General features: G+C 61.3%; 1 protein-coding gene. It reads left to right on the forward strand.

Annotated elements, in window-relative coordinates:
- Positions 1–1,001 (forward strand): phosphotransferase family protein (locus tag ABIA30_RS27400; RefSeq protein WP_370071359.1); only part of this gene is annotated, 1,001 nt, incomplete at both ends.

Genomic DNA, 1,001 nt, shown 5'->3' on the forward strand with positions numbered 1-1,001 from the left:
CTTGATGGCCTGGATCTGTCTGCTCTTGATGTTCATTTGCGGGAGATCGGGGTGCCGCGCTGTGGTGAGCTGAGCGCGGAGTTGGTGGCGGGTGGTCGGTCGAATTTGACGTTTGTGGTGTTTGACGATGCGTCGAAGTGGGTGCTGCGCCGCCCGCCGCTGCATGGGCTGACCCCGTCGGCTCATGACATGGCCCGTGAGTACACGGTGGTTGCGGCTTTGGAAGGTACGGCGGTGCCGGTGGCGCGTGCGGTGACCTTGTGCAATGACGATTCGGTGCTGGGTGCGCCGTTTCAGATGGTGGAGTTTGTTGCGGGCCGGGTGGTGCGGTATGCCGCTGAGCTTGATGCGCTGGGCGATCAGCAGTGCATTGATGGGTGTGTGGATGCGTTGATCGGGGTGTTGGCTGATTTGCATGCGCTGGATCCGCAGGCGGTGGGTTTGGGTGGTTTCGGTAAGGCCGATGGGTATTTGGAGCGTCAGGTGCGGCGCTGGGGTTCGCAGTGGGATTTGGTGCGGGTGGCTGATGATCCTCGTGATGGTGATGTGCGCCGGTTGCATGCGGCGTTGGGGCGGGCGTTGCCGCTGCACAGTCGCAGTGCGATCGTGCATGGGGATTATCGGATCGATAACACGATGTTGGATGCGGTCGATGCCACCAGGGTGCGGGCGGTGCTTGATTGGGAGTTGTCCACGTTGGGTGATCCGCTCTCGGATGCGGCGTTGATGTGTGTGTATCGGCATCCGATGTTTTCGATGGTGCATGCCGATGCGGCGTGGGCTTCGGAGAAGATCCCGTCGATGGATGCTCTGGCGCACAAGTATGCGGTCGCGTCCGGTCAGGATCTGGATCATTGGGAGTTTTACCTGGCGTTGGCGTATTTCAAGTTGGCGATCATTGCCGCGGGTATCGATTTTCGGGCTCGGATGGGCAGCGGTGATGGTGGGTATGAGGATCCGGTGGGCCAGGCCGTGGCACCACTGATCGCCGAAGGGCTGGC

The organism is Mycobacterium sp. MAA66, from assembly GCF_041261665.1.
Taxonomy (GTDB): domain Bacteria; phylum Actinomycetota; class Actinomycetes; order Mycobacteriales; family Mycobacteriaceae; genus Mycobacterium.